Source organism: Dyadobacter sp. NIV53, assembly GCF_019711195.1.
Classification (GTDB): Bacteria; Bacteroidota; Bacteroidia; order Cytophagales; family Spirosomataceae; genus Dyadobacter.
The window spans coordinates 3,368,936-3,389,693 of record NZ_CP081299.1; the positions used below are offsets into that span (position 1 = coordinate 3,368,936).

Here is a 20,758-nt window from a genome sequence, read left to right on the forward strand (position 1 = left end):
GGAATCCATCCTTATTTATTAAGAGCTTCCATTTTCTTAAGAGAATTTGGGGTGAGACCGAGTTTATCAGGATACCTTTTAACTAGATAAAATTATGAAATCAATAATAATAATAATAGTACTAGGAACCCTTATGTTTTCTTGTTCCAAATATTTACCATTATCGTCAGGAAATATCGTTTCCATTCGGCCTGTTTTTAACGATAGTTCGTCGTATTACTCTAACAGTTACTCTTATGGTTACATAGTCGGGTCTGATTCGGTAAAGTTTGATAAATGGAATATTAATGTAACCGAATACCTTTCCAAGAACATGCATAAGATTGATATCTTCGAAAAGGAACAAAATCCTGAACGAGTTATGAAATTATTTGAGAATAGGAAAATCTCAAAATACGTATCAATTAAGGTGGCTCGTTTAAGAGAGTTCGGATATATTCAAAACGATAAAGGACAAGTAATTCTTTATGGAATAACGAAGGGGCAAACCTTTATTGATCTGTGCAACAACCGTGTTTATCATTAACGATATACCTTTTAGATCAACTTGGATTAAGCTCCAAGTTGATCAGGATATCTTTTAACTAGATAAAATTATGAAATCAACAATATTTTAAGTATAGCACTAATCATGTTTTCGTGCTCAAAATATAGTCAGCTACAACCAGAAAAGATAGTTTCTATCCGTCCAGTTTTTAAGGATACGACATATTATCACCCCTACGGATATAGAATTGGGAAGGATATAGTCAAACAAGATAATAGCAATTTATTTGTAAAAGAAAATCTTTCTGAGCACTTGAACCATTTGGTTTCTTATGAAAATGAAATAAACCCTGAGCGAATCACAAAACTATTTTCCAATAAAAAGACTACAAAGTACCGTCCTATTAAAGTGGTAGGGTTAAGAGAGTTTGGTTATATTCAAACAATGGATCAAAAAGTAATTTTTTATGGGATAATGGGGAAACGTAGTTTTATTGATTTATCAAGCAATCAAGTTTATTTACATAATATGTTCCTAACCGTTTGAATCATTGGACCAGTTTGTAGCCTCAAACGAGAAACAGAAATGGTATCAGAGATGATTAAGAATGCACGCCTAAGTTCATCAGGAAGAAAATTGCTTACCTCGCAACAAAAGGCTTACTTAGTGGAAGAATGGGATTTATCTGGCTTGTCTTGTCCCGAGTTTTGTCGTCGACACGGTCTAATATCAAGCCAGCTATATAAATGGCGTAAGGATGCAAAATCAGGAGCAGTTATGAGTATAAAAAATGATGGCCAGCTACACTCTAAAACGGAGTTAGAGGTCTTGCGAAGAGAAAATGATGAACTTAAGAGGGCTCTGGGAGAGGCCACACTTGATATTAAGGTTCTAAAAAAAGCTGGAGATGGATCAACTACGAAACCGGCAGTTGAATCGCTATCCAGGGAATTCGGATTAAGTATCAACCGAATCATCAAAATATTGGGAGTTGCCAAATCTAGCATCTATTACCAAGCCAGGCCTTATCCCAAGAGAAAGAAAATTGTAAAAAAATACCTGTCAGATGCGGCTAAGGCTAATATTCGATCAATATCAAGCATGAAGTCAACCTATGGAACACCTCGTGTGCGAGCTATTTTACAAAGGGATTATGGTGTTACATTATCCAAATATATGGTTCACCGCTTTATGAAAGAGGAAGGTTTACTATTAAAACGATTTCGAACCAGAGGAAATAGTAGGATTCATACTGGAAAAATAGCCGTTGTTAAATCCAATACAAGATGGGCTAGCGACATAACGTCTATTAAGTGTTGGAATGGTCAAAAACTTCGACTGGCCTTTGTGATCGACTGTTGTGACAGATCAATTATTAGCTGGAAAGCAGGCACGCATATTCAAGGATGTGATATCGAATTATTAGTACAGAATGCCCTATTTGAAAGATTCGGTGAAAGTTTACCGCCAAAAGGGCAGCTTCAACTACTACATGATAACGGACCTGAATACATAGAGAAAAATCTAAGAAAAAGTCTTAAACAATGGAATATTGAAGATTGTAATACACCGACATATTCACCACAATCAAATGGCATGTGTGAGGCACTGAATGGCACTTTTAAAAGAGATTACGTCTTTGAAAATTGTCTCGATAATCCAACAGTTGTGATGTCACAAATACAAAAATGGGTAGATGAATATAATAATTTTGCTCCTCATTCAGCTTTAAAAATGAAAACACCAAAAGAATATTTTAACTTTCAAATCGCTGCGTAACTAGTCCAGTTTTTAAGCGGAAAGAGCAAATACAATTGACTGAGAATTTAAAAGGTTCTATTCTAAATCATGAAATCGATAATACTAGCCGTAGCAATTATGTTTTCTTGTTCTAAGTACATCCCGCTACGGCCTGAAAATATTGCTTCTATACATCCCGTATTTAAGGATACAACAAGTAATCATTTTCTAGGATATAGATTGACTAACGGAATTGTTGTAAAATATGATGGACGAGATACTTATGTGAAGCAATATTTATCCGAAAACTTAGGTATTCTGGATTCAATCGAAAAAGACGCTGACATAGAGAGGTTTACAAAGGTGATTTTGAACAAAAAAACTTTCAAGCCAATACCGATACCTGTAAAAGCCTTACCATTTAAAGAGTTTGGATATATAAAAACAAAAGAAGGTGAAATTATTTTTTACGGTTTACCGAAGGATGGTTTTGTAGACCTGACAAGTAACCGTGTTTATTATTAATGATGTGCGTTTTAGACAAACTTGAAAGTCATATCAGGTTTGTTAGGATATCTTTTAATCAGATAAAAATATGAAATCAATAATAATAGCTGGAGCAACCGTTATGTTTTCTTGCTCCAAGTACACTTAGTAAAATTACCCAACCATTAAACATCAGTATAATATGAAGAATTTAATTAGTGCTTTATTGCTATTTTTTATTTGTAGCGCCCAAACCTGCTCTTCGCAGGATGAACCTAATGTCGTTTCCAATGAATACGAATCTTGCTGTGGCACCCAGCCCGTAGAATTTACATCTGGTAAGGCCTATGCATATGTACCCAATGTGTTTACTCCTAATGGTGACAATATCAACGATGTATTTATGCCCTACGTCAATGAAGACGTTTTAGAGGTACGTGCATTCACGATATTGAGCGCAAAGGGTGACACAATTGTTTTTCAAAGGCCATTTTTTAACTATAAAGACATAAATGAATATGCATGGAAAGGTGTACGGTCTGACGGTTCCCGCTATACAGGTCTTTTTAAATATAAAATGCAAATTCTTAATTCGGAACGGGTTTTAAAAATTGTTGAAGGCCAAGCATGTGTTATTCAATGCGGAACAGATGCTAAGGTCTTTAAATCCAAAGAAGGCTGTTTCTATCCTGTACAGGCCGCAAAAAACGGAACATTGGACAAATCTATATCTATTGCCGAAAAGGATTGCTTTTAATCAAGAATAGGCTAAAACTTCTTTTTTTATGCTAAAATATTACTTTCTTATAGCCTTCGCACTTACCAGCCAAATTTCAAAAGCGCAAATAGTTTTTGAATATGATGTTTTAGGCAACCGTATTTTAAGAAAAAGATCGGGCGCACTCCCTGTAACCTTGATCAGCTTCACCGCTACCAAAGTATCCGGAGAAGTTGAAGGATCCACCGCATTATTAAACTGGCAAACTTCATCAGAAACCAACTCCGACCGTTTTGACATCGAGCGTAGCCTGGATGGAAAAAAATGGATGAACATTGGCAACGCGACCGCTAGTGGGGATAAGAAATCTAGTTCTTCATATTCATTCCCTGATAAAAAGCCAATGGACGGCGAAAATCTGTACCGGCTTAAAATGATCGACCGAGACGGCTCATTTTCATTCAGCCGGATACAAAGCGTGTATTTTGATACTCAAATTAGCCTTTACCCCAATCCGGTTAAAGACCTGCTTAAAATAAATGGCGCTGCCTCCGGAAAAGTACAGTTAATAAACAATGCGGGTAAAGTGGTTTTCAGTTCAGGCAATATCCCAACTGAAGGGATTGATATGGTCAATCTATCCGCTGGCGTTTACCTGGTAAGAATTACACATAAAGATGGATCATCGACAGTCAGGAAGGTCGTAAAACAGTAAGGCAGACATGTTTTACATTCTTGTTGTAGACACCGAAGACAATATCATCGCAGAAATCGAGGAAGATGATTATGAATCGTTCATCATCAAATGTTATAACTTTAGGGAAGAAGAGCCATTAGATAACATGCATGTATTCGAAATCCTGGACGGGAAAACGACCCGGCTCACCAGTGAAACCATTGAAGAAATGATACAGACCTGGTTAGATACAAACGTGAAAGCATTTGCCCAATAACCTGCTAATTAATGATAATACGTTATGCATTCTTCATTTCCCGGACACCGTTGTCCGGGCTTTTTTATGAAAATTATACTGTTCATGCGAATTAAGAGTTGAAATGTAGCTGATTTTAATAGCAAAATGGAAAGCCACTTTATAGGTTAATATCTTGACTATCAGTGTATTTGAAGTGTCAAAAAGCACTAAAAACAACACATGATTAACCAAGCTATCACTACCAGATTAGCGGTCCGCCGCCTTTATGGAAATAAAATTTATATAAACAAACTTTTTTTGATAAATTTCAGGAGCAGAAAAACAACGAAATGCTTGAACCGGTAAAACTCACAAAAGGAGAACCCGAAAACATTAGACAATTCAATAAAGCATTTAACGACATGTACTCGAAAGCGGTCTCATCCCTTAGACAACCAATAGAATCATACTTCAATTGGTTGATAGAAAAAACGGATATCCAAAGAGCAAGCAAAGTTTGTTCAACAAAAGGTTTACTTGTTCACCGTTTCGGAAAAATTGCTGCCGCTTTCCTAAATCCAATTGTTAATGCTTAATTCGCATTAATATGTAATTACAACCAATTTTAAGTTTTAAGTGTCCAATCAATGAGATTCGAAACTTAAAACTATCTAAAATGAAACGTTTGTTTTTTCTATTCACAATATTGGGAACCCTGTTAGCTTGCTCAAAAAAAGAAACTTCCCCGGAAGGTTTGACTACCAAGTTTAATTCTGAAAAATTCCCGCAAAAGTGGCAGTTGGTTTCTATGACAGGAAATGTCGCCAATATCCCGCCGCAAACTGGTTCTGATATGTCATGGCAGGAATTTTATCTTTTTAATGCCGACGGCACTTTTAGCAAAACAAGAGAAAGGGACGGTGTTACAAAAACGATAACAGGTAAGTTTTCATTTAAAAATATCGGGCAGGAAAATTACATGGAGCTAACTTATGATGAGGACAGTGAATTAATTGGAAATTGTTATGCAACGGCAACAGAAGAATTAATTATAAAATCCGACATCCAACTTGCAAACACGTGGAATGCATGTGATGGCCCCGGACTGATGTATAATAAAGTTGAATAGAACCAGAAACCATATCCAAATTTTAATGCCATAGGAATGAAATATCGGTAGTAACCAGAATCCTTGTACTGATCTCAATGCCATTTGGCATGAAACGTTCCATCGAAAGTAACTTCTGTCATAATATATTCTGTTACATCCTGCTGGGATTTTGTAAACATTTGCATCTTTTGCTACTGATATTCTATTACCGCGTAATTAACAAACAATACCTCCTAAGAAATTTTTCTTTTGAGTTAAATATTATAGACAGAGAAATTAACTCCCCGCAACGCTGCGAAAAACTCCCTTTACCACCGCGTTTAAAATTTTTTTGACCAACTTTGCCGCATGAAATTGAAAAATGATCTTTTGCTTCGGGCAGCACGTGGCGAGAAAGTGGAGCGCACGCCTGTCTGGATGATGCGCCAGGCCGGACGGATTTTGCCGGAATATCGTGCAGTCCGTGAAAAAGCAGGTAGTTTTATTACCCTGGCTACAACACCCGAAATGGCTGCTGAAGTTACTTTACAACCTGTGGATTTGTTGGGCGTGGACGCCGCCATCATATTTTCCGACATTCTGGTGATTCCCGAAGGAATGGGATTGCCCTATGAAATGATTGAACAACGCGGGCCGGTTTTTCCTGATACTGTACATACTATTGAGGATCTCGAAAAGCTTCACATCGCTGAACCGGAGGTTGATCTGAAATATGTATTGGATGCTATAAAACTGACCAAAATTGGCTTGGAAAACCGGGTTCCTCTCATTGGTTTCGCCGGAGCTCCATTTACGATCTTCTGTTATATGACGGAAGGAAAAGGGTCTAAAACTTTTTCCGTGGCAAAAAAACATTTGTATGCAGATCCCGGATTTTCGCATTTACTGCTCCAAAAAATTACGGATAGCACCATCGCATACCTGAAAGCACAAATCAAAGCCGGAGCAGATCTGGTTCAGATATTTGATTCCTGGGCTGGTATTCTTTCCCCTGAACAATACCGGATTTTTTCCCTGCCTTATATCAGGCAAATATGTGATGCCATTACGGAGGCTCCCGTTACCGTTTTTGCAAAAGGTGCATTTTTTGCAAGAGAAGAAATCAGTAAATTAAATTGTTCGGTAGTTGGCCTCGACTGGAATATGGACATTGCCGAATCGCGTAAACTGATACCAAATAAAACTTTACAGGGCAATCTCGATCCATGTGTATTGTATTCGTCTTATGACGGAATTAAAGCCGAAGTGAAGAAAATGATAGACCAGTTTGGTACACAACGCTATATTGCCAATCTGGGACATGGGGTTTATCCGGATACCAATCCCGACAAAGTCCGCTGCTTCATTGAATCGGTAAAGGAGTACTCCTCGTAGCAGGCGTAGGTTATACGGAGAACCACGGAGACAAGAGGAGAGCCACAGAGTTATATTCAAAAGATGAAAAACAAAATCTCCCTTAAATTACACTCTGTGGCTCTCTTTAATACTCTGTGGATCTATGTGAACCTAACCTTTCTCCAATGCCCTTCAACAACAAAACAAAGTGCGTTTTCCTTGACCGTGATGGTGTTTTAAACAAAGAACTTGGAGACTATTTATACAGAACCGAGGACCTCATCATTCCCGATGGCGTTGTTGAGGGTTTGCAGTTATTAAAAAAGGCAGGTTTTCTGCTGATTGTCATTACAAATCAGGCTGGTATTGCACGCGGATTATACGACGCTGAGGCAGTTTATGCCATTCACCAGCGTATGCAGGAAGCATCAGGAAATATCCTGGACGATCTTTATTTTTCTCCTTATCATCCTGAATTTTCGGGAAAATCACTTTCCCGAAAACCTGATTCGTTGTTGCTGGAAAAAGCAATTTCCAAATATCATGTAGATCCCGGGCAATCCTGGATGATTGGCGATCGTGCACGGGATATGGAAGCCGGGCATAAAGCCGGCCTGCAAACGATACACATTATTTCAGGAAATGAAATTTCAGCTGGAAACTTTGCCGCAGCTGATTTACTTGAAGCAGCAAAAATTGTTTTGAGTAGCTGTTAGCTTGCAAATCAGTGTAAGAAAACCGAGCTCCTTTACAGCCATTTTAATAAATTAATTATTTAAACGCGCTGTGAAGTAGTTGCTGGCGCTGTTTTTTGGATTGATCCGTAGGCCGGACATGCATGTTTGGTACAGGATGCAATTGTAAGTGTTCCGCAAACGGCAAGAAGAAATAGTATTTTTTTCATCTTTTCAGATATGTATAGTTAAATGTCAGTGTAAAAATATAAAAATAATTCTTTGAACGAGTGTTTTAGTCTGACTAATAACGAACTCATTCAAAGAACTTTATATCAAACCTTAAATTTTTGTTTCTACCAGCTCTTCTTCCGGCTCAGAAATTCCTTCCTCGGCCGGACTTTTCATTTCAGGTGAAATATATGATTCATCTTTGAAGCCTAAAATTCTCAGCATAGAATCACTATTTTGTTCATTGGCAAAAACTTTGGTTACAATACGGCCGTTTTCGTCCTTATCTACCAGCACATGCTTTGGTGCCGGAATCAGGCAATGCTGAATGCCGCCATATCCACCCAATGATTCCTGATAAGCGCCTGTATGGAAAAATCCGATATACTGTGGCTGATCATCCTCATAGATAGGCATGTATAAATCAGCACTATGCATTTCGCTGTTATAAAAATCCTGAGAATCACAGGTCAGTCCGCCGAGGTTTACTTTTTGATAAGGGCTATCCCAGTTATTGATTGGCAACATGATGTATTTCTGGTTCATACCCCATGAATCAGGAAGCTGAGTGATGAATGAACCATTGATCATATACCAGAGCTCCTTGTCATTCTGAAGTTTTTTATCGATCACTTCATAAATCACAGCTCCGCTCTCACCAACCGTATAACTTCCGAATTCCGTAAAAAGATGTGGAACAGGAACATTGTTTTTATTACAGATCCACTGGATATTTTCAACGATTTCATCAATCATCTGCTGATAATCGAAGCCGGTCTGCAAAGAAGTCTGAATAGGTAACCCGCCGCCGATATCAATTGAATCAAGATCAGGGCAAATTTTCTTCATCTCGCAGTATTTGAACATAAACCGTGTAAGTTCACTCCAGTAATACGCACTATCTTTAATGCCGGTATTGATAAAGAAATGAAGCATTTTTAGCTTAAACCGCGGATTCGACGCAATTTTCTCTTTATAAAGTTCTGTTACATCGTTATACCTGATACCGAGACGCGAAGTATAAAAAGCAAAATTAGGCTCCTCGTCCGTAGCAATACGGATCGCCAGGTTCATGGAATCGGCTGTAACCAGTTTTTCATAAGCTTCAATTTCCCGAAGATTATCCAAAATAGGGATACAGTTAAAACCTTCATTGATCAGTTCACTCAAATACTGTGTATACAAAGGACGTTTGTAGCCATTTGCCAATATAAAAGTTGATTTGCTTACTTTCCCTCGGCGATACAATTCTCGGATGATCGGGATATCGAAGGACGATGAAGTTTCGAGATGAACATTATGCTTCAGAGCCTCTTCCAGTACAAAACTGAAATGCGAAGATTTTGTACAATAGCAATAGGTATAACTTCCTTTGTAATTATGTCTTTTGAATGCGTTCTTAAAAAACATATTTGCATTTTCAATATGTTCTCCAATTTTAGGAAGATAATTCAGTTTTAAAGGCGTACCATGCTCCTTGATGATGTCCATCAGTGGTACATTGTTGAACAGCAATTCATTATTGTCAACGTTAAACTCCATCGTAGGGAACTCGAACGTTTGCTGAATCAGGTCAATGTAGCTTTTCATTTATCTATTAGGCGCGGATGCTGTTTTAAATTGTGAGTTATTAATTAATATTTTTTAAATTTTTAATTGTAATTCTTTCTGTTTTACGTCTTTAACCATTTTACTATGATCTTTAATGTAATAGTTAAGGGCATATAAAAAGACTGGAAAATTGGCCAGAATATGTGTTAATTCCAAACATCATTTGTTTATAAATCATTCCAGCCAGGCTGCACTTATCTTACAAATGGATCAGTTCATACCGTAAATCATCCGTTTGATACTTTTTTGGTTGTTCTGCATTCCGTTTCATGCCTATTTTTAAAACGTAATTGTAATAAACGGATAATAGATGCGGTAGATTATCAAATTATTATCATTTCAGGCCCAAAAATATTCCCAATGAATTTTGCCCTATAATTAACTGAATTAAAGGATTTTCATGCCGTGAAAACTTTGAACATTTTTAAAGTTTTCTTAGTTTTACAGTCTGAACACTTCAAATTAAATTTGTGAAAGAACGAATTGTAAAATCTGCCTTAAATCTATTTTGGCGATATGGCATCAAAAGCGTCACAATGGATGATATTGCCAAAGAACTGGGGATCTCGAAAAGGACCATTTATCAGCATTATCCTGATAAGGAAGCAATTCTTGCCATGGCTATTAAAGGAGAACTCAGTTCCCAGAAATGTGAGATAGAGAAGCTGGATACTTTTTCGGATAACCCAATTGAACAAATGATTCAGGCGGCCGACCAGATAAGGACAGCCATTGCGCACATGAACCCTACATTGATATACGATTTAAAGAAATATTATCCCGAATCCTGGAACCTGTTCCAATCTTATAAAAATGAATTTATTAACAAAAATATACAGGGCAACCTCAGGCATGGGATTTCTCTGGGGCTTTACCGATCAGATATAGACGTTGAGGTGCTTTCACTATTACGTATCCAGGAATTTGAAATTGCATTTGACCCGACTATTTATCCTGCTGACAAATTTCACATGATGCACGTTCAAATGCAGTTCATTCATCATTTTTTAAGAGGAATTTTAACTGAAAAAGGATTTATACATTACAACACCATAAAAGATAATTCAGAAACCGAGTTTATCCATGAAAAATGAAAGAATAATACGCAGCGGGGTTTTGTTCCTCGCGATGTTTTTAAGCCTTGTTTCTGTCAGAGCGCAGGAGGCGGGTTTTACGGTTAAAGAAGCCGTTGACTATGCCATCAAACATAACCTGAATGTAAAAAGTACGCAGCTGGATGCCATTTCTGCGGAAGCAAGAATCGGTGAAGTACGCGGTGCGGGGCTGCCTCAGCTGGCCGCCAATTTAAATTTGAGTGATAATGTAATTATCCAGCGCGTTTTTCTTCCCGCTAACTTTGCAGATCCGAATGCTTCTCCTGATGCGGCACCGGTAGCTGTTCAGTTTGGTGTTAAGTATTCCGGAAGTGCATCGGCAACTTTAAATCAGCTGATTTTTAGCGGCTCCTATTTTATCGGTTTGCGTGCAGCTGCGACCTACCGGGAACTTGCCAGCAAGAATGTTACCCAATCCAAAGTTACCGTTGCGGAAGCCGTAACCAAGGCCTATTATTCTGCGCAGGTTTCGGAAGAACGTGCCAAAGTGCTAGACCTGAATATCAGCCGCGTCGATTCTCTGAGACGTGAAACCAAGAAAATGAATGAAAGCGGATTTGTTGAACTGCTTGATGTAACCCGTCTGGAAGTGCAGATCAACAATCTGGTTACGGAACGTCAGAAAGTTCAGAACCTGATCGAATTGAGTTATACGCTTTTGAAATACCAGATGGGTATGCCACTTGACGAGAAGATCCAGCTGACCGATAAAGTTGACGACTTAAACATTGAAACATTAAAAGCGGATTTTGCCGACTATAAAGTTGATTATAACAACCGGATTGAATACTCTGTATTGAGTACGCAGGAAAAACTGGCGGGACTGGATCTGAAAAATGTCCGTGCAGGTTATCTGCCAAATCTTTCCGCTTCTTTTGGGTATGGTCATAATAACGGTAGAAATTCGCTGACTGATCTGTTTGGAACAAAATGGTTTAATAACTCGCTGCTTGCTATCAATTTAAATATTCCAATCTTCGACGGTTTCATTAAAAAATACCAGGTAGATCAGAAAAGGGTTGCACTGGACAAGGTGAAACTCAATCAGAAATTTCTGGAACAAACAATTGATATGCAATCCAAACAAGCAGCTATCAACATAAAAAATGCTTTTGCCACTTTGGAGACGCAGACAAGAAATGTTGATCTGGCTAAGGAAGTTGTCCGGGTTACCAAAATTAAATACAAGGAAGGCGTTGGTTCAAACATAGAAGTGATCAACGCAGAATCCGCATTCAAAGAAGCACAGACCAACTATTTCGCCGCATTGTACGACATGCTGATCGCCAAGGTGGATCTGAGTAAAGCAAAGGGAGAGCTTTATACCGAAAACTGAGTTCAGAATTTAAAGTTTACAGGAAAAACCAGGCTAACCTGTGCAGTTTACAAATAACAAACTTCAGGGCTCCTGTGATAATATTGATTAACACCAAAAATTAGCATAAAATGAAAACAAATATTTTAATTATCTTATTTATCGCTACGATTCTTTCTGCTTGTTCAGGCGAGAAAAAAGTGATCTGGTAACCAAAAAAGAAGAACTGGCCAAGCTTAAAACAGAGCAAAGCGAGACAGACAAAAAAATTAAGGCGCTGGAAATTGATATTGCCAAGCTTGATCCTAAAAAAGCTGGTGAAGCAAGGGTGAAAGCAGTAACAGTGGCACCGCTTAATGCAGAAACTTTCAGGCATTATATAGAACTTCAGGGCACTGTTGATGCAAAAAACAGTGCTATGATCACGCCAAAATCAGGAGGTGCTGTTACGGCTATGTATGTAAAAGAAGGTGATTATGTCAATGCAGGCGGTGTGATCGGCAAGATCGATGATAGTATCCTTCGGGAATCATTGGAAGAATTAAAAACACAGTCCTCGTTGATAAACACGCTTTACGACAAACAAAAAGGACTTTGGGATCAAAAAATCGGTACGGAATTACAATTCCTGCAGGCAAAAAATAACAAGGAATCATTAGAAAGAAGGATATCTACTTTGAATTCGCAGCTTGCCCAATCCAAAATTATATCTCCTATGGCTGGTGTTGTGGATCAGGTCAATGTGAAAGTAGGAGAAATGGCTTCTCCGGGTGTTGGTGTGGTTCGTATTGTAAATTTGAGCAACCTGAAGGTACTGGCCAAAGTTTCGGATACGTACGCAGCCAGTGTAAAGAAAGGCGATGAAGTGATTATTAAATTCCCAGACCTGAAGAAGGAATATAAAGCCCGCATTACTTTTGTAAGCACTACCGTAGATCCGTTGTCCCGCACTTTTACCATTGAGGCAAATCTTCCGTCTTCCAAGGATATCAAACCTAATATGATGGCCCAGGTGCAGATTAACGATGCTACAAGTAAAAGTGCTTTGGCAATTGACCAAAACTTTGTTCAAAGCACTGAAAAAGGTAACGTAGTGTATGTTGCTGTGACAGAGAATAACAAAAAAGTAGCAAAGGCCAAAGAGGTTACTACCGGACAGAGCTACAATGGGAAAATTGAAATACTAAAAGGATTAACGGCTGGTGATCAATTAATTACTTTGGGATACCAGGAATTATCTGACGGACAGGCGATAGCGTATTAAAATACAGGGGTTAAAAGGTGAAAAGGTTAAGGGTTAATGGCAAATCAGCCGCCTTAGCATTCTTCCCGTTAGCCCTTTAACCATTAACCTTTTTCATAGCATGAAATTTAACGAATATAAAACCCTTGGCTTTACCAACTGGTGCGTAGAGAACCGGACAACGGTTTACATCTTTACGTTCATCATTACCCTGGCCGGGTTCATGGTTTACAACAACCTGCCCAAAGAGCAGTTTCCGGATATTAAAATTCCGCAGATCTATATCAATACGGTCTATTTTGGAACAGCTCCTGCCGATATAGAAAACACGATTAACAAGCCGATTGAGAAACAGCTTAAATCGTTGAGTGGTGTCAAAAAAATCAAATCGAATGCATTGCAGGATGTGTCGGTAATTCTGGTAGAATTTACACCTGATGTAGCCGTGGAAGTTGCGCTCCAGCGAGTACGTGATGCCATAGATAAGGCCAAAACAGACTTACCCCAAAACCTGGATACCGGCCCTACTGCACAGGATGTAAACTTTTCGGAATTTCCGATTATGAACGTCAATCTTGCCGGGAATTACTCTCTTAAACAGCTGAAAGAATATGCCGAAGATTTGCAGGACGGAATTGAAGCATTGCCCGAAATCACACGTGTGGACATTCTGGGTGCTCTCAACAGGGAAATCCAGATCAACGTGGATCTTCCGCGTATGCAATCTACCGGGCTGACTTTTTACGATATTCAAACAGCAGTACAAGGTGAAAATATCAACGTTTCAGGTGGTGAACTGAATGTGGAAGGTGTGCGCCGTACATTACGTGTAAAAGGTGAGTATACCAATGTAGCAGATATGGCCAATATCCGTATCCGTACCGGCACTGGTGCTACCATACGTTTAGGTGATGTAGCAGAAGTGAGCGATAATTTTGAAGAACAGCAGGATTTTGCACGTCTGGCAAACAAATCAGTTATTACATTGAACGTGATTAAACGTTCCGGTGAAAACCTGGTGGAAGCTGCTGATAAAATAGAAAACCTGATCGCCGAATATAAAGAAAACCGTTTTCCGCAAGGACTGGATATTAAAATTACGGCGGATTCATCCATTCAGACCCGTGCCGACCTGCACGATCTGATCAATACCGTTGTACTTGGTTTTATCTTTGTAGTAATGGTACTGATGTTCTTCATGGGTGTTCGGAATGCCATATTTGTAGGACTTTCCGTACCGCTCTCAGCATTGGTTGCTTTTGTGATGATGCCCATTATAGGGCCTATGGTGGGCACTGAATTTACATTGAACACAATTGTGCTATTTGCTTTTCTTTTGGGAATAGGGCTTGTTGTGGATGATGCGATCGTGGTAATTGAAAATACGCACAGGCTTTTTAACAACCATCGGGACTGGACGATCCAGCAAGCTGTGAAAGCGGCAGCGGGTGAAGTATTTATCCCGGTACTTTCAGGAACACTTACGACCATTGCACCATTTTTCCCATTACTTTTCTGGACAGGTATTGTCGGGGAGTTTATGAAATTTATGCCCCTTACGCTTATTATTACCCTGGGAGCATCTCTTTTTGTAGCTTATGTAATGAACCCTGTTTTCGCAGTTTCATTTATGGGGCGGCACGAAGACGAAAAAGACGCGCATGATACCAGCTTTAAAGCCATTCGCAATCCACTGATTATTCTTGCAGTTGCAGCAGGACTTGGTTATCTGATCGACCGTGGTATTGGAAACTTCTTTGTTTTCATTATTATACTTTATATTTTCAATCATTACATTCTTACGCCGCGTATACTGGTTCCATTTCAGGATCGTTTGTTACCAGCATTAAAAAATAACTACCGTAAACTGATCAGCTGGCTTCTTCAGGGATGGCGGCCGGTTGTTGCCATTTTGTCGATGGTTGTTTTATTCGTTTTTACCATAGTGCTTACAGGCATTGTCCAGCCTAAGGTACTTTTCTTCCCGAGCGGCGATCCTGATTTTGTGTATGTATATACTAAAATGCCGATTGGTACGGATGCCGTAGTAACAGACTCTGTTACGAAAGTGATCGAGAAAAAAGTATTTGACGTGTTGGAAAAAGAAAAAGCAATGGGTATTGTCAACTCGGTGATTGCCAATGTGGGTAAAAACGCCGGTGACCCGTTCAATCCTGACCGCTCCGCTACTCCGCATAAATCGAAGGTAACTGTTGCATTTGTATACGGAACAGAAAGAGGCGGCCGTTCTACCCAAGTTATCCTGGGTAAGATACGCGAAGCTGTTTCGGGCATACCGGGTGCGGAAATTTCAGTAGAACGCGAAGCTGTTGGCCCGCCAACGGGAAAACCGATTTCTATTGAGATCTCAGGAGATGATTTTGAAATACTACAGAAACTGGAAAAAACGGTTCTGAAAAAAGTGCAGGATTCAGGTATTGAAGGCATTGATCAGCTCCGTTCCGATCTGGTCACCAACAAGCCGGAAATTGTGATTGACATTGACCGAGAAAAAGCCCAGCGTGAAGGAATCAGCTCACAGCAGGTTGCATTGGCTGTAAGAACCGGGCTGTTCGGACTCGAAGTTTCCAAATTCCGTGATGACAAAGACGAATACCCGATCATGGTCCGCCTGAAAAAGGACGACCGGGAGCAGATTGAGAAACTTTTAAGTCTCAATGTAGTTTACCGGGATATGACTATGGGTGGTGCCTTGCGCCAGGTGCCGATCACATCCGTTGCCAATATCCATTATTCTACCACTTTCAGCCAGATCAACCGTCAGGATCAAAGCAGGATTGTAACGCTGGGATCAGATGTATTGCCGGGATATAATGCCAACGAAATCGTAGGGCAAATTGAATTGCTGATCAATGACATGACGGTTCCGAATGGTTACAAGATAAAAATGGGTGGAGAGCAGGAAGAACAGAATGAATCCATGGCTTTCCTTGGCACCGCTTTTGGCGCGGCTATCCTGCTGATCTATCTGATACTTGCCACGCAGTTTAACTCTGTGGTAAAACCATTTATAATCTTTTTTACAATTCTGCTATCGCTGATTGGCGTGTTGCTGGGCTTCATTATTTTCAACAGGGATTTTTCAATCATTATGTCCGGTGTGGGAATTATCGCACTTGCAGGTATTGTAGTGAAAAACGGGATTCTTATGATTGAGTTTATTGAAGAGTTACGTGGGCGTGGCTATCCAATGCGTGAGGCCATTATTGAAGGCGGGGCAATACGGCTTACTCCTGTGTTACTCACGGCTTCCGCTGCGGTTTTAGGCCTTGTACCGCTGGCACTTGGTATTACCGTCGACTTTGTCGGATTGTTCCAGGATCTTTCACCGCATCTTATTGTGGGTGGGCCAAGTGCCGTTTTCTGGAATATCCTTGCCTGGACAATTATTTATGGACTCACTTTCTCGACTATTCTTACCCTTGTGATCGTACCATGTTTGTATTACACCAATGAACGCATCCGCGACAAATGGTTCAGGAAAAGCAAAAAAGAAGAAGTAGTGAATCCAAACTGGCAAACGGAAACGATTTAAACTAAAAGAGACTCAGGCTGAGGACATAAAGTTAAGGCACTGTGGACGTAGAGTTTATTAATACTTTGTGTCCTCAGTGCCTTAACTCTTCTCACTCCTTGTGAATCCTTTTTTTTCCAAAACTTAGCAGCAGAATGGACATTTTTGTAAAAGATTATTACATTTGCAACCCCTAAGACAACGGGATTTAGCGCAGCTGGGGACGCCTGGTCCGGTAGCGTATCCCGTAGAAGGCGATAAGTATTAGGGTGAAATACCAAATTATTACTAAAACGGGATGTAGCGCAGCTCGGTAGCGTACTTGCATGGGGTGCAAGAGGTCGCAGGTTCAAATCCTGTCATCCCGACAAAATTTAGAAGCAAGGAATGCAGGAAGTCACAGGCTTAGGCAGCCCCGATTAAATCCTGTCATCCCGACAATGTTAACAGGCACTTTTGATTAATTTCATAAGTGTCTTTTTTTGTTAGTTTGAACGTTGGCTGAACATTTTCAGTCAGTTTTTTTTAAGTTTTTAGTTTTAGAAAGTTTTATTATATATTCTTTAAGCGAATTTTGGTATGTGTATTTTTGAAGATCTTACAAGCAACTAAGCCAGGATATCAATCTGCTCATTGAGTTAAGGAAAACTTATAACCTATCTGCGAAGAAAGAGGTGTGTTCATATTAAACATTCCATAAATGATCACATATGATCATAATACTCGATGCAAAAAAATGAATAGGGTGCTACGTCTGAAATATATTAGATTACTATACAAAAGAGTATCATTACACATGATTAGTCATTATCCTAGCATTTTTCTTTAATTATTCACTTTATAATCTCCTAAAAAAAGCAACTCACCACCTGTACTAACCTGAAGACCTCTAATTGAAATATCTTGCTGAACTTTAATAATATGCCCTTTATTAATTTTAACAGAATCATTTGAGCCAGGTACTTGCCCGCCCGACCAAACCAAAGAATCCGCCCAGTTTCCTGATTTGATTGATTGCACAATATAATCTGATGGCATTTTTATTAAAACAATTCCTCCATATGCCTTTAGTTTGATATTAGAAGTATACTTTTTACCAGTTACATCAGAATATAATGAATTAAGTGGAATTGTGACCTCAGCATCTGTGTAATTATAGTAAAAACTCAAATTATTTTCGGAAGTTGTAGATACTTTTGATTTGGAAGAGTTGAGATCCTGCTTATAATCAGATTTCCATTTAGCAAGAGAAAGGCTTTCATCTCCACCGCCTACATATGTTCTTTTAATAGAAAATGTGTGGCTATCATTTATTGGACGAGCATAAACGTTTTCATCAAATAAACCCATTAGATTAGGCTTGTCATTAATGGAGAAATCTATTTGAACGGTTTTCTGAAAAGCATTTTTTGCCACAAAAATATTCCCGTTTACCTTGAAATTCCTGTTTATTTTACCTGACTCCACACCGAATAGCATCTGTTGGCGAAAATTATAAACGAAATTATTGGTAATCTGATTATTGCCACAATTATGCAAAAATATGCCTCCCCAATTTCCATTCGCTAAAGTATTTCCATCAACAAGGGTATTGTAACTACGATCATCAAGATAAATACCTGCTGCCTTGCCATATGCTTCCCAATAGTGTCCTTCCGCACCAGCAAATGCACCAATAGCATTTAAAACAATGTTTTTTCTAATTATCCGGTTGGATGCGGTTGTCCCGGGATTGTAGGTATAAATTCCGGCGCCGTCATCTTTGACATTAGAGAAAGTATCCACCAAATTTTGAGCAACTAACACATCATTTCCCTGAAAGTTAATACCAATATATCCACTGTTTATGACTGAACAATTTGTGATTGACATCTTATTTCCTACAACAAAAATCCCTTCCTGTGCACCATCACCAGACCTGCTCATACCTGCAATAAAGCCGGAATTCTTTATTTTAACCTGATCTATAATGATATCTTTTCCCCCTGTTCAATAGTTATACCATTATTCAGACTGTTCGTGAGCGTCGAATTTTTTAAGGTAAAGTTTGTGAGGTAGCTACCCCAAATTCCATCTCCTCCTTGAAAGTTAAAATTGCAATTGTTGAATTCTATGTTAGAAGTTCCAATCACATAAGCTCCGTATAAATTACCTCCTTCAAAATCAATGTTATTAAAATTGATATTTGCCCAATAATTAAGATATAGATTTTGTTGATATCTGCTTGCTTTTATGATTCTGCCATCAGGCGAGCCACTACCAAAATGCATATAAAGAAGCTTATTGTTTTTATCATAATACCATTCTCCTTCATTTGTAAGTGTACCTAAATGATTTTGTATAAAATAACCATTACCATCAATAGGGCTGTACAAACTATTATTCCCGTAATTATTATTTGTATCGTAGAATAATGTACTATCCGTTCTGGATTTCACTGAATGTCTGTCAAGTATCCATCTTTTTTTACGGATCACTACTTCGCCACCTGCCGGATCGTAAGGCAGTTGGTTCACAGATTTACCATTAATACTTGCATTGTCTTTGTGACTGCTGTAAGGCAAATATGTATGATCAGGATACCTGCCCATTCCCATCACTTTACCATCAAGCGTTACCATGTTCAAAGAAGGAACTTCGAGTGAAGTGTAGTAAATATTTTCTTTTAAATGTGTCCATGAGGCCAATTCAGTAAAGCCGCTTATTAATGGATTTGGGCCCGCTCCGTATGCATCAAAAATGATTGGACTACCTGGTCTGCCTCCACTATTACAGATGTAAGAACCATAAAAAATATCTCCTCTTTTAAAAAGAATACGGTCTCCCGGAGCAAGTTTAGTGTCATTTAATTTTTCAAGATTCCAGGCATTGGCATCATCCAGGCCAGTGCCGGATCCTCCATTAGATTTTATGTAATAGGTGGAGGCAAAGGAAGTCTGTATCTCAAAAGCCATAAAAAATAACAAGCATAGAGCTTTTAAATTTATCAATAAGCCATAGTTTCTGGATAGCATAATAACTTGATTACAACGAATAAAGTTAACAATCAAATCTAAATATACAACCAATTATAGAATTAAAACTACAACAAATATTAAACTAATTATCCATTCCGGCTGCGTCGTTTAATATGCTGACTATCCTTACTTCGAATTGCTGGAGTGTAAAAAAAATTTCAAAACGTTGCCTGCCTTTTATTCCCATTTGTTTTCGCAGATCAGGATTAAGAAGAAGAATGGCAAGTTTATCAGCCAAAGCTTGTGAGTCTTTTTGAGGAACAAGAAAGCCGGTTTCTGCATCCAAAACAATATCCCGAATTCCTCCTTCCGGCGTAGAAACTATGGGAAGGGAATGCTGCATAGCTTCCAGATTAACCAGAGGAAATGCTTCATAAAAGTAAAATGTTGGAAAAACAAAAACATCTGCCTGATTCCAGAATTTAGCTTTGTCCTTACCATAAATTGGCCCATGTGCATATACATAACCTGATAGGCCACTTTCTTCAACCCTTCTGTTAAATTTAACCTCTGTAATATCTGACCAGCCACCTACAAAATTGCAGCAAAAATTAAGGTTTCTTAGTTTTAATTCCTTCAATGCCTCTAACAATATGTAAACCCCCTTCTGCTCTATCATGTTGGAAAGAAAAAGAAAAGTGCAAGGTTTCCCTGAATCGGATTTTACCTCGATCTTATCTGTAAATATTTCCATATCCGGTATTCCGTTCGGACAATAAAATACATCGCACTCCTTAACGTATGGCTGTATTTCCGGATATAAAAATCTCGACAAAAGGATAGACCTGGTATTTTGAAATACAAAACGATACAAAACGCGGTTAAGCCATATTTTGCTGGCGTCAGCAATGCCTTTATTATGAAAATGATATATGATTCTTACACCAGAAATTTTAAGAAGTGCGACAATAAGTACATCTTTATAAAAGCCGGCACCGCTTGCTGTGAGTGATATATAACATAAATCAAACCGTTTTTTTGCCAGAATAGTGAAAATATTAGCAAGAATGGAGAAAAATGTCAATAGTTTTTTAAATCCGGCCCTTCCCGATTGTTCTAATTTGGTATTTGTAGCCAGATTAATATATAAAGCTTCGATTTCCTGATTGATTAAACTACTGGTTTTAATAAAATTCCCAACCATAGCCGCACCGTGAATAGGTGGTGGCAGGTGCATGATAAAAAGTACTTTAAATTTTTCGGAAGCCATATTTAATTGTAAATAT

Annotated in this window: 19 protein-coding genes and 1 tRNA gene; 15 read left to right on the forward strand and 5 right to left on the reverse strand. The window is 38.6% G+C overall.

The window, feature by feature from the left end:
- Positions 1-133 precede the first annotated feature (133 nt).
- From KZC02_RS13610 to KZC02_RS13655, 10 genes are all read left to right on the forward strand, one after another.
- The gene (locus KZC02_RS13610) at positions 134-526 is read left to right on the forward strand and encodes a hypothetical protein (protein WP_221394589.1); all 393 of its coding nucleotides are present in this window, start codon (positions 134-136) and stop codon (positions 524-526) included.
- Between the two features lie 105 nt (positions 527-631).
- Complete coding sequence (locus KZC02_RS13615) at positions 632-1,033, forward strand: hypothetical protein (RefSeq protein ID WP_221394590.1); 402 nt, start codon at positions 632-634, stop codon at positions 1,031-1,033.
- 39 nt (positions 1,034-1,072) lie between these two features.
- The gene (locus tag KZC02_RS13620; protein ID WP_221394591.1) at positions 1,073-2,266 is read left to right on the forward strand and encodes an IS3 family transposase; all 1,194 of its coding nucleotides are present in this window, start codon (positions 1,073-1,075) and stop codon (positions 2,264-2,266) included.
- A gap of 69 nt (positions 2,267-2,335) precedes the next feature.
- The gene (locus tag KZC02_RS13625; protein WP_221394592.1) at positions 2,336-2,752 is read left to right on the forward strand and encodes a hypothetical protein; all 417 of its coding nucleotides are present in this window, start codon (positions 2,336-2,338) and stop codon (positions 2,750-2,752) included.
- A 163-nt stretch (positions 2,753-2,915) separates the two neighbouring features.
- Complete coding sequence (locus tag KZC02_RS13630; protein ID WP_221394593.1) at positions 2,916-3,470, forward strand: gliding motility-associated C-terminal domain-containing protein; 555 nt, start codon at positions 2,916-2,918, stop codon at positions 3,468-3,470.
- Between the two features lie 28 nt (positions 3,471-3,498).
- On the forward strand, positions 3,499-4,146 hold the full coding sequence (locus KZC02_RS13635) for a T9SS type A sorting domain-containing protein (RefSeq protein WP_221394594.1): 648 nt from the start codon (positions 3,499-3,501) through the stop codon (positions 4,144-4,146).
- A 7-nt stretch (positions 4,147-4,153) separates the two neighbouring features.
- Positions 4,154-4,384 (forward strand): hypothetical protein, encoded by a 231-nt coding sequence (locus KZC02_RS13640; RefSeq protein WP_221394595.1) that lies wholly within the window; start codon positions 4,154-4,156, stop codon positions 4,382-4,384.
- A gap of 637 nt (positions 4,385-5,021) precedes the next feature.
- A complete protein-coding gene (locus KZC02_RS13645; protein WP_221394596.1) occupies positions 5,022-5,474 on the forward strand; it encodes a hypothetical protein in 453 nt (150 codons plus the stop codon).
- Positions 5,475-5,804: 330 nt separating this feature from the next.
- Positions 5,805-6,830: a uroporphyrinogen decarboxylase gene (gene hemE, locus KZC02_RS13650; protein WP_221394597.1), complete on the forward strand. Its 1,026-nt coding sequence runs from the start codon at positions 5,805-5,807 to the stop codon at positions 6,828-6,830.
- Positions 6,831-6,976: 146 nt separating this feature from the next.
- Positions 6,977-7,507: an HAD-IIIA family hydrolase gene (locus KZC02_RS13655; RefSeq protein WP_221394598.1), complete on the forward strand. Its 531-nt coding sequence runs from the start codon at positions 6,977-6,979 to the stop codon at positions 7,505-7,507.
- Between the two features lie 59 nt (positions 7,508-7,566).
- On the opposite strand, the gene KZC02_RS32495 is transcribed toward KZC02_RS13655, so the two are convergent.
- Together KZC02_RS32495 and KZC02_RS13660 are read right to left on the reverse strand one after the other, a co-directional pair.
- Positions 7,567-7,695, reverse strand: a complete 129-nt coding sequence (locus KZC02_RS32495; RefSeq protein WP_255637453.1) for a hypothetical protein — start codon at positions 7,693-7,695, stop codon at positions 7,567-7,569.
- 112 nt (positions 7,696-7,807) lie between these two features.
- Positions 7,808-9,286, reverse strand: a complete 1,479-nt coding sequence (locus tag KZC02_RS13660; protein ID WP_221394599.1) for an arginine decarboxylase — start codon at positions 9,284-9,286, stop codon at positions 7,808-7,810.
- Positions 9,287-9,777: 491 nt separating this feature from the next.
- On the opposite strand from KZC02_RS13660, the gene KZC02_RS13665 reads away from it, so the two are divergent.
- From KZC02_RS13665 to KZC02_RS13685, 5 genes are all read left to right on the forward strand, one after another.
- On the forward strand, positions 9,778-10,401 hold the full coding sequence (locus KZC02_RS13665; RefSeq protein ID WP_229254296.1) for a TetR/AcrR family transcriptional regulator: 624 nt from the start codon (positions 9,778-9,780) through the stop codon (positions 10,399-10,401).
- A complete protein-coding gene (locus KZC02_RS13670) occupies positions 10,391-11,758 on the forward strand; it encodes a TolC family protein (RefSeq protein WP_229254298.1) in 1,368 nt (455 codons plus the stop codon). The genes KZC02_RS13665 and KZC02_RS13670 overlap by 11 nt, the downstream gene beginning before the upstream one ends.
- A gap of 160 nt (positions 11,759-11,918) precedes the next feature.
- Positions 11,919-13,001, forward strand: coding sequence for an efflux RND transporter periplasmic adaptor subunit (locus tag KZC02_RS13675; protein WP_310590441.1), 1,083 nt, complete (start codon positions 11,919-11,921; stop codon positions 12,999-13,001).
- A gap of 100 nt (positions 13,002-13,101) precedes the next feature.
- Entirely contained in the window at positions 13,102-16,536 is a 3,435-nt protein-coding gene (locus tag KZC02_RS13680) for an efflux RND transporter permease subunit (RefSeq protein ID WP_221394600.1), read from the forward strand.
- Between the two features lie 273 nt (positions 16,537-16,809).
- Positions 16,810-16,883 (forward strand) — tRNA-Pro (locus tag KZC02_RS13685).
- Positions 16,884-17,340: 457 nt separating this feature from the next.
- On the opposite strand, the gene KZC02_RS13690 is transcribed toward KZC02_RS13685, so the two are convergent.
- From KZC02_RS13690 to KZC02_RS13700, 3 genes are all read right to left on the reverse strand, one after another.
- Complete coding sequence (locus tag KZC02_RS13690) at positions 17,341-18,321, reverse strand: DUF1565 domain-containing protein (RefSeq protein ID WP_409014259.1); 981 nt, start codon at positions 18,319-18,321, stop codon at positions 17,341-17,343.
- A gap of 158 nt (positions 18,322-18,479) precedes the next feature.
- A complete protein-coding gene (locus KZC02_RS13695; protein ID WP_221394602.1) occupies positions 18,480-19,469 on the reverse strand; it encodes a right-handed parallel beta-helix repeat-containing protein in 990 nt (329 codons plus the stop codon).
- A 145-nt stretch (positions 19,470-19,614) separates the two neighbouring features.
- Positions 19,615-20,742 (reverse strand): glycosyltransferase family 4 protein, encoded by a 1,128-nt coding sequence (locus tag KZC02_RS13700; protein ID WP_221394603.1) that lies wholly within the window; start codon positions 20,740-20,742, stop codon positions 19,615-19,617.
- Positions 20,743-20,758: the final 16 nt, after the last annotated feature.

Bases quoted from the DNA above. Each gene is read 5' to 3' on its own strand.
- KZC02_RS13635 (WP_221394594.1), top strand. From the start codon at position 3,499: ATGCTAAAATATTACTTTCTTATAGCCTTCGCACTTACCAGCCAAATT.
- KZC02_RS13660 (WP_221394599.1), bottom strand. From the start codon at position 9,286: ATGAAAAGCTACATTGACCTGATTCAGCAAACGTTCGAGTTCCCTACG.
- KZC02_RS13615 (WP_221394590.1), top strand. From the start codon at position 632: ATGTTTTCGTGCTCAAAATATAGTCAGCTACAACCAGAAAAGATAGTT.
- KZC02_RS13670 (WP_229254298.1), top strand. From the start codon at position 10,391: ATGAAAAATGAAAGAATAATACGCAGCGGGGTTTTGTTCCTCGCGATG.
- KZC02_RS32495 (WP_255637453.1), bottom strand. From the start codon at position 7,695: ATGAAAAAAATACTATTTCTTCTTGCCGTTTGCGGAACACTTACAATT.
- KZC02_RS13630 (WP_221394593.1), top strand. From the start codon at position 2,916: ATGAAGAATTTAATTAGTGCTTTATTGCTATTTTTTATTTGTAGCGCC.
- KZC02_RS13700 (WP_221394603.1), bottom strand. From the start codon at position 20,742: ATGGCTTCCGAAAAATTTAAAGTACTTTTTATCATGCACCTGCCACCA.
- hemE (WP_221394597.1), top strand. From the start codon at position 5,805: ATGAAATTGAAAAATGATCTTTTGCTTCGGGCAGCACGTGGCGAGAAA.
- KZC02_RS13640 (WP_221394595.1), top strand. From the start codon at position 4,154: ATGTTTTACATTCTTGTTGTAGACACCGAAGACAATATCATCGCAGAA.
- KZC02_RS13625 (WP_221394592.1), top strand. From the start codon at position 2,336: ATGAAATCGATAATACTAGCCGTAGCAATTATGTTTTCTTGTTCTAAG.
- KZC02_RS13620 (WP_221394591.1), top strand. From the start codon at position 1,073: ATGGTATCAGAGATGATTAAGAATGCACGCCTAAGTTCATCAGGAAGA.
- KZC02_RS13695 (WP_221394602.1), bottom strand. From the start codon at position 19,469: ATGGCTTTTGAGATACAGACTTCCTTTGCCTCCACCTATTACATAAAA.
- KZC02_RS13680 (WP_221394600.1), top strand. From the start codon at position 13,102: ATGAAATTTAACGAATATAAAACCCTTGGCTTTACCAACTGGTGCGTA.
- KZC02_RS13645 (WP_221394596.1), top strand. From the start codon at position 5,022: ATGAAACGTTTGTTTTTTCTATTCACAATATTGGGAACCCTGTTAGCT.
- KZC02_RS13610 (WP_221394589.1), top strand. From the start codon at position 134: ATGTTTTCTTGTTCCAAATATTTACCATTATCGTCAGGAAATATCGTT.
- KZC02_RS13655 (WP_221394598.1), top strand. From the start codon at position 6,977: ATGCCCTTCAACAACAAAACAAAGTGCGTTTTCCTTGACCGTGATGGT.